The following is a 7,295-nucleotide window of genomic DNA, read 5'->3' on the forward strand; positions in this document are numbered from 1 at the left end:
TCTCGGAAGATTCCGGATCGATTATTCCGCGTGGACTATATGGCACGACTCCGGATCTGTTCAAGGGAGCCCGCTGCTTGCGTACGTCGATCGCTTGTGCGTACAGTGTGCGCAAGACGAGAACGACGTACGCAACGAAGGGGAAAGCCATGACGAACACCGTGAACTGGGACGCCGGCCGCTGGCAGGCCAAGCTGGACGAGCTTCGCGCCGCCCACCACGTTCCGGGCGCCGTGCTCGCCGTGCTGGCGGGTGGCGAGATCCACGAACTCGCGAGCGGTGTCCTGCATCGCGGGACCGGCGTCGAGACGACGACCGATTCGGTGTTCCAGCTCGGCTCGATCGCCAAGATCTACACCGCGACCCTGGTCATGCGGCTGGCCGAAACCGGCGAACTGGATCTCGACGCGCCGGTCGTCGAGGTGCTGCCGGAGTTCGAGACGATCGATCCCGAGGCGACCAGGGCGATCACCATCCGGCAGCTGCTGAGCCACACCAGTGGCCTCACCTGCGATTTCCACCTGGACACCGGCCGGGGTGACGAGTGCATCGCCCGCTTCGTCGAGGCGAGCAAGGGCATCGCGATGGACTGCCCGCCGGGGACCGCGGTCTCCTACAGCAGCGTCGGGTACCAGGTGCTCGGCCGCATCGCCGAGGTGGTCACCGGGCTGACCTGGGATCAGGCGCTGAAGGAGTTCATCTTCACGCCGCTCGGGCTGAAGCAGTCGATGACCCTGCCCGAGGAGGCGCTGAGTTTCCGCGCGGCGATGAGCCACCTCGGCGAACCGGGGCAGGAGCCGGACCCCGCGCCCGCCTGGGATCTGATGCCGCGGTCGGCGGGACCGGGCGCGCGGGTGATCGCCTCCGCCGGCGACGTCGTCCGGCTCGCGCGGATGCACCTCGACGGCGGCCTGGCCCCCGACGGGACCCGTGTCCTGGCACCGGAAACGGTCGAAGCGATGCAGCGCCGCGAGACCGACGTCCCCGACAAGTGGACGGTCAGCGCGGACGGCTGGGGACTCGGCTGGACGCTCTACGACTGGGACGGTACGCCCGGCATCGGTCACGACGGCGCGTCCATCGGGCAGTACGCGTACCTGCGCGTGGTGCCGTCGGCGGGAGTGGCCGTCGCGCTGGTGACCAACGGCGGCGGCGCCCGGCAGCTTTACGCGGCCCTGTTCCGTGAACTGCTCGACGAGTTCGCCGGCGTCCGCATTCCCGACGCCTTCGCGCCGCCCGCCGAACCGCCGATCGTGGACCTGGCGCGCTTCGAGGGCGTCTACCGCCGCGAAGGCGTGGTCATCACGGTGACCGGGGATTCGCGGCTGAGGTACGAATTCGTCGACGGCATGAAGGACTTTTCGCCGCCGCTGGACATGGACCTGGTGCCCGTCACCGACACCGTCTTCGCCGCGTCAGGTGCCGGCCCGTCGTTCAGCGAGGACTGGATGCCCGTGGTGTTTTCGACGCTCTCGACCGGCACGGACTGTGTGTACATCGGGATGCGTGCCGCCCCGAAGGTCGCCTAGTTCAGGCGTCTCGGCCCGATTTCGCGTTCGAGGAAGCGGTGGTACTCGATGGCCGCTATCGAATTCTCCAGCTGTTCGAACGTCGGCGCGGGGAGTGCCCCGTTGAAGACGATCGTCAGGCTCTTGCGCGGGATGTTGATGACGTACGGGTCGACATCGAGTTCTTCGCAGTTCTCGCGCAGGACGGCGGTCCAGTGTTCCAGGTCCTCGTCTTCACCGAGGTGCTCCCAGCGCGCGACGATCCAGTTGCCGTTGATCAGCTGGCCCGCCATCTCCCGCGGATCGTGGACCATGTACGGCTCGGCGACGTCGTTCATCGGCCAAGGTGATCGAGGAGCGCGGCGAAGGACTCGGCCGGGAGGACCAGGATCGGGCGGGTCTCGTCCGGCAGCGCCCACTGCTTGGTGTCGCGGATGCCGACCAGGCCGGGCGAACCGCCGACCTCGACGCAGGCGTTCTCTTCCCAGTGCGTGTAAGTCGACTTGTGCCAGTCGGTCATGCGTTCGTGCCAGATGGTCATCGGAGGGCCTTTCCCCAGTGACTGTTTCGGCAAGTAGACGGGTTGCGCGGCAGCAAGGTTGGCGATATCGGGTGATCTGTTCCGATTGGTCGGTGAACGGCTCCGGTGATCGCGTTCGGCGCACGAAAAGGGACCTTCACCGCAAGCCGCTTTACTCACGATGCACTCTCGGAGTGCATAGCGCCAAGGGTCTTTTGTCACTAAAGCGGTTCGACCGCGAGCTGTCGGTAGTCGGTGGCGATCCGCGTCAAATGGGCACAGGCGACGTCGTCGTAAGTGGCGTAGCGCTCGACTTCGGCGAAGTTCTTCTCGTAGTCGGCGACTTCCCGTTCGTCCGTGACGATCGCCGTCGCCGTCTGCGTCCCGAGAAGGACCGCCCGGGAGTCGTAGATGTCGAAACCGTGGAGGACGGGAACCGAAACGGGCGTGGTCCACGGGATCACGCCCAGCCGCACCCGGCCACTGCAGGACAGCTCGATGAGGTGGCCGAGCTGGGCCTGCATGGTCGCCGCGCCGCCCATGTTCCAGCGCAGGGCGCCTTCGGTCATCACGAAGTGGAACTCACGGTTCGAATCGAGGATCCGTTGGCGCTCCAGCCGGGCCTCGACCGTCTGGTCGCGTTCGCTGTCCGGCAGGGAGTCGCGGAACAGCGCGGTGATGTAGTCGCGGGTCTGGAGCAGGCCGAACACGATGGTCGGCTGGAAGCTCCGGATCCGGGCGGACGCCGTCTCGATCTTGCCGATGCGCTGCTGCATCCGCCACGCACCGCGCTGCAGCACGACGCGGGCGGACGACGCTTCCTCACGGAGGTCCCGGGTGATCGCGACCAGGGCCCGCCGGATCTTCGCGGGCGCGCGGTAGGCACGGCACAGCGCGACGACCTGGTCCTCGGTCGGCATGAACGCGCCGGTTTCGACCCGCGAGACCTTGGACTGGCTGAGGCCGGTGAGGATCGCCGCCTCGGTACCGGACAACCCGGCGGCTTTGCGCAGACGGCGCAACTCGGCGGAGAGATGGTCCTGGTTCGTCACGCACGGCTTTCTGGGGCGATCGCGGATACCTGAGACCTGGCGAACCGGACGAGCCGGACCGCCAGAGTGTCACGATAACCCGCGGAATCGGCGTTCCGCGCTTCTCGTCGTGAACCGGTTCAGCGAGGGAGTGCCGAAGCCCGCCAGGCGCCGTCGCCGGGGGCGAGCGGGGCTCGCACGAGCGAGGCCTTATCCGCCCACCACGAGTCCCGTTTCGGGGCGGGCTCCGGAGCCCGCGCGCTCGCCGCCGCCGCGACGACGGCGGTCAGCGCGGCGAGTTCGACGTCGCTCGGATCTCCTCGGACGACCCGCAGCAGCGGGGTTTCGGGCGCGCTCACAGCGGGATGTTCCCGTGCTTCTTCGGCGGCAGCGTCTCGCGTTTGCCCTGGAGCAGCGAGAGCGCCTTCGCGACGTGGCCGCGGGTGTGCGCGGGCACGATCACCGAGTCGACGTAACCGCGCTCGGCCGCCGCGTACGGGTTCAGGAGGGTGTCTTCGTACTCCTGGATCAGCTCCGCGCGCAGCGCGTCGACGTCCTTGCCGTCGGCGGCGGCCGCGGCGAGTGTCTTGCGGTGCACGATGTTCGCCGCGCCCTGCGCGCCCATGACCGCGACCTGCGCCGTCGGCCACGCGAGGTTGATGTCCGCGCCGAGGTGCTTGGACCCCATGACGTCGTACGCGCCGCCGTACGCCTTGCGGGTGATGACGGTGACGAGCGGGACGGTCGCTTCGGCGTAGGCGTAGATCAGCTTCGCGCCGCGCCGGATGATGCCGTTCCACTCCTGGTCGGTGCCGGGCAGGAAGCCGGGGACGTCGACGAAGGTCAGGACCGGGATGTTGAACGCGTCGCAGGTGCGCACGAACCGCGCGGCCTTCTCGGACGCGTCGATGTCGAGGCAGCCGGCGAACTGGGTCGGCTGGTTCGCCACGATGCCGACGCTGCGCCCGTCGACCCGGCCGAACCCGACCAGGATGTTGGGCGCGAACAGTTCGTGCACCTCGAGGAAGTCGCCGTCGTCGACCACGCGGTTGATGACCTCGTGCATGTCGTACGGCTGGTTCGGCGAGTCCGGGATCAGCGTGTCGAGCTCGCGGTCCGACTCGGTGACGTTCTCGAAGAACCCTCCGGGCGCGGAGTCCGTCTCGAACAGCGGCGCTTCCGACAGGTTGTTCGCCGGGAGGAACGAGAGCAGTTCCTTGACGTACGCGATGGCGTCTTCGTCGTCGGAACCGAGGTAGTGCGCGACACCCGAACGGGTGTTGTGCGTGCGCCCGCCGCCGAGTTCCTCGAAGGAGACCTCTTCGCCGGTCACGGTCTTCACGACGTCGGGGCCGGTGATGAACATGTGGGAGGTCTTGTCGACCATCACCACGAAGTCGGTCAGCGCGGGGGAGTAGACGTGCCCGCCCGCGTTGGCGCCCATGATCAGCGAGATCTGGGGGATGACGCCGGACGCCTTGACGTTCCGGTTGAAGATCTCGCCGTACAGCCCGAGCGAGACGACGCCTTCCTGGATCCGCGCGCCGCCGCCCTCGTTGATGCCGACGATCGGGCGGCCGGTCTTGATCGCCAGGTCCATCACCTTGACGATCTTCTCGCCGTACACCTCGCCGAGCGACCCGCCGAAGATGGTGACGTCCTGGCTGAACACGCACACCGGACGGCCGTCGACGGTGCCGTAGCCGGTGACGACGCCGTCGCCGTAGGGCCGGTTCTTCTCCTGGCCGAAGTTGACCGAGCGGTGCTTCGCCAGCTCGTCGAGCTCGACGAACGAGCCTTCGTCGAGCAGTAGCTCGATTCGCTCGCGAGCGGTCTTCTTGCCCTTGGCGTGCTGTTTCTCCACCGCCCTCGCGGAACCCGCGTGCACCGCCTCGTCATACCGGCGGTACAGGTCGGCCAGCTTGCCGGCCGTGGTGTGGATGTCCGGTTCGTCCTCGGGCGGCGTCCCGAGCGGCTCCGTCGCACTGCTCATGAATCCGCAGCCTAGCTACTCAACGGTCACTTCGCGTGTGGCGTAGACAACGTCCGGATCAGAGCGCGGCGCGCACCAGACCGGATTCGTAGGCCGCGATCACCAGCTGCGCGCGGTCCCTCGCCGCGAGTTTGTGCAGGAGACGGCCGATGTGCGTCTTCACCGTCGCCAGCCCGAGATGCAGCGTCCCGGCGATCTCGTCGTTCGACAGACCGCGCGCGATCAGGCTCAGCACTTCCCGCTCGCGGGTGGTGATGCCGTCGAGCGACGGCGCGACGCGCTGGCCCGCCTCGGGCAGCCGGGCGAATTCGGCGATGAGCCTTCGCGTGATCGACGGGGCGAGCAGCCCTTCGCCCGCCGCGACGACCCGGATCGCGGTCAGCAGCTCGGCGGGCGGAGTGTCCTTCAGCAGGAATCCGCTGGCACCCGCGCGCAGCGCCGAATAGACGTAGGCGTCGAGATCGAACGTCGTCAGCATCAGCACGTGGACGCCTTCGGTGGCGGCCGACGCGCAGATCCGTCTCGTCGCTTCGATCCCGTCCAGCTCCGGCATGCGGACGTCCATCAGCACGACGTCCGGACGTTCCTTCTCGGCCAGTTCCGCCGCCTGGAGGCCGTTGCCCGCCTCGCCGACGACCTCGAGGTCCGGCGCGCTGTCGACGAGCACGCGGAAGCTGCCGCGCAGCAACGCCTGGTCGTCGGCGATCAGTACGCGGATCATCGCGTCCCCACTTCCTTGACGGCGTACGGCAGCCGCGCGAACACCCGGAATCCCCCGGCGGGAAGTGGTCCCGCCTCGAAGTCACCACCGTAGACCGCGACCCGCTCGCGCATGCCGATCAAGCCGTGCCCGCCGGTGGCCGGGGCCGAGCCTTCGCCGCGGCCGTCGTCGACGATCTCGACGCTGACCTCACCGGGGCCTTCGGTGATGGTGACCCGGCAGACCGACGGCCCCGCGTGCTTCACGACGTTGGTCACCGCCTCCTGCGTGATGCGGTAGACCGAAAGCGCGACGCCCTCGGGGAGCTCGTCCACCACCTCGCCGGTCAGCTCGACGCGCACCCCGGCCTGCCCGGCGCGTTCGGCGAGGGTCCGCAGATCGGAGAGCTTGGGCGCGGGGCCGAGCGCGGCCTCGGGAGTGCCGTCACCGGAACGGAGGACGCCGAGCATCCGCCGGAGTTCGACGAGGGTCTCGCGGCTGGTGAGTTCGATGACCCGCAACGCTTCGCGCGCTTCTTCGGGCTGCTCCTCCGCGACGTGATTGCCCACTGCCGCTTTGACGGCGATCAGGCTCATGCTGTGGGCGACGACGTCGTGCATCTCGCGGGCGATCCGCAGGCGCTCGTCGGACACCGCCTGATCGGCCTGGGATTCGGCGAGCAGGCTGAGGTTCGCCTGTCGTTGCCGCGCTGTCCAGCCCAGCGCCCAGGAACCCGCCACTCCGCCGCCCGCCAGCGCGGTCGACGCGAGCGTGCTGGGCCCGAGCTGCAGGAACTCGAGGAACGCCACCACGACCAAGCCCGCGCCCATCGCGATCAGCGAACGAGAACGCGGGTACTCCAGCGCCGTCGTGTAGAGCGCGGACGCGGTGGCCAGCGCGGCCGCCGGGCCGAGGCCGCCGCCCGCGAGCGAGGCAGGGATCAGCGTGGACAGCGCGAGGGAGTAGGCCGTCACCGGCCGGTGACGGCGCAGCAGGATGGCGATCGCGCAGGCGCCGGTCGTGGCCCAGGCGAGCCACACCGGGATCGGGACGTTGAACGTCCACGTCTTCGCGGCGAGGTTCCCGCCGACGGCCACCACGAGTACGAGGGCGACCAGGATGTCGATCGTGTGCGCCACCCGGTTGGGGAGCGCAGACGGCTGTTTCATACGGCGAACCTAGCCGGACGCGGGACTTTCGCGCGTCCGTCCGGTGGAGGTCATCCCCAGGGTGGAGATCAGCTCTCGGGAGCGGTGGGGGCGGGTCGGCCGTGAGTGGCGATTCGGGTCAGGGCCGAGGGTGTCTTAGGTACGTGCTGGATTCTGGGTGCGAGTGATCGCAAGTCCGTGAAGGCCTCCTTACCTACCCTGAAGGTAGTGAAGGAGGCCTTCACGGAGTCCGGGATGCCCAGAGGCTGTGTCGCGAAAGCCACTCAGTGTCAGGGTTGGTGTGACCGCTTGTTGTGTGGTTAGGGTCCGGTCTTGGTCGCGTGGTGACTCAGAAAGCCACTGCCTTGCTGGCTTGTGAAAGAACTGTCCAGCGT

General features: G+C 68.3%; 8 protein-coding genes. 1 reads left to right on the forward strand and 7 read right to left on the reverse strand.

The window, feature by feature from the left end; genetic code table 11:
- Nucleotides 1–149: 149 nt before the first annotated feature.
- Nucleotides 150–1,529, forward strand: a complete 1,380-nt coding sequence (locus ACLJPX_RS34885; RefSeq protein ID WP_410604598.1) for a serine hydrolase domain-containing protein — start codon at nucleotides 150–152, stop codon at nucleotides 1,527–1,529.
- Here ACLJPX_RS34885 and ACLJPX_RS34890 read toward each other — a convergent pair.
- The 7 genes from ACLJPX_RS34890 to ACLJPX_RS34920 form a co-directional block, all read right to left on the reverse strand.
- A complete protein-coding gene (locus tag ACLJPX_RS34890) occupies nucleotides 1,526–1,846 on the reverse strand; it encodes a hypothetical protein (protein ID WP_410604599.1) in 321 nt (106 codons plus the stop codon). The two genes, ACLJPX_RS34885 and ACLJPX_RS34890, sit on opposite strands and share 4 nt — an antisense overlap.
- Nucleotides 1,843–2,049 (reverse strand): DUF397 domain-containing protein, encoded by a 207-nt coding sequence (locus ACLJPX_RS34895; RefSeq protein ID WP_410604600.1) that lies wholly within the window; start codon nucleotides 2,047–2,049, stop codon nucleotides 1,843–1,845. Before ACLJPX_RS34895 ends, ACLJPX_RS34890 begins: the two co-directional genes overlap by 4 nt.
- 200 nt (nucleotides 2,050–2,249) lie before the next feature.
- Nucleotides 2,250–3,080, reverse strand: coding sequence for a helix-turn-helix domain-containing protein (locus ACLJPX_RS34900; protein WP_410604601.1), 831 nt, complete (start codon nucleotides 3,078–3,080; stop codon nucleotides 2,250–2,252).
- 119 nt (nucleotides 3,081–3,199) lie between these two features.
- The gene (locus ACLJPX_RS34905; protein ID WP_410604602.1) at nucleotides 3,200–3,418 is read right to left on the reverse strand and encodes an acyl-CoA carboxylase subunit epsilon; all 219 of its coding nucleotides are present in this window, start codon (nucleotides 3,416–3,418) and stop codon (nucleotides 3,200–3,202) included.
- Nucleotides 3,415–5,052 carry an acyl-CoA carboxylase subunit beta gene (locus tag ACLJPX_RS34910; RefSeq protein ID WP_410604603.1) on the reverse strand — a complete coding sequence of 546 codons (1,638 nt, stop codon included), beginning with the start codon at nucleotides 5,050–5,052 and terminating at the stop codon, nucleotides 3,415–3,417. Before ACLJPX_RS34910 ends, ACLJPX_RS34905 begins: the two co-directional genes overlap by 4 nt.
- Before the next feature lie 58 nt (nucleotides 5,053–5,110).
- The gene (locus tag ACLJPX_RS34915; protein WP_101612382.1) at nucleotides 5,111–5,773 is read right to left on the reverse strand and encodes a response regulator; all 663 of its coding nucleotides are present in this window, start codon (nucleotides 5,771–5,773) and stop codon (nucleotides 5,111–5,113) included.
- Nucleotides 5,770–6,921 (reverse strand): sensor histidine kinase, encoded by a 1,152-nt coding sequence (locus tag ACLJPX_RS34920; protein WP_410604604.1) that lies wholly within the window; start codon nucleotides 6,919–6,921, stop codon nucleotides 5,770–5,772. The genes ACLJPX_RS34915 and ACLJPX_RS34920 overlap by 4 nt, the downstream gene beginning before the upstream one ends.
- Nucleotides 6,922–7,295: the final 374 nt, after the last annotated feature.

Origin of the sequence: Amycolatopsis sp. lyj-90 (assembly GCF_046549035.1) — a bacterium.
In the GTDB taxonomy this organism is placed as follows: domain Bacteria; phylum Actinomycetota; class Actinomycetes; order Mycobacteriales; family Pseudonocardiaceae; genus Amycolatopsis.

Excerpts from the sequence above, each read along its gene's own strand:
- ACLJPX_RS34895 (WP_410604600.1), bottom strand. The coding sequence starts at position 2,049 with ATGACCATCTGGCACGAACGCATGACCGACTGGCACAAGTCGACTTAC.
- ACLJPX_RS34920 (WP_410604604.1), bottom strand. The coding sequence starts at position 6,921 with ATGAAACAGCCGTCTGCGCTCCCCAACCGGGTGGCGCACACGATCGAC.
- ACLJPX_RS34910 (WP_410604603.1), bottom strand. The coding sequence starts at position 5,052 with ATGAGCAGTGCGACGGAGCCGCTCGGGACGCCGCCCGAGGACGAACCG.
- ACLJPX_RS34885 (WP_410604598.1), top strand. The coding sequence starts at position 150 with ATGACGAACACCGTGAACTGGGACGCCGGCCGCTGGCAGGCCAAGCTG.
- ACLJPX_RS34915 (WP_101612382.1), bottom strand. The coding sequence starts at position 5,773 with ATGATCCGCGTACTGATCGCCGACGACCAGGCGTTGCTGCGCGGCAGC.
- ACLJPX_RS34890 (WP_410604599.1), bottom strand. The coding sequence starts at position 1,846 with ATGAACGACGTCGCCGAGCCGTACATGGTCCACGATCCGCGGGAGATG.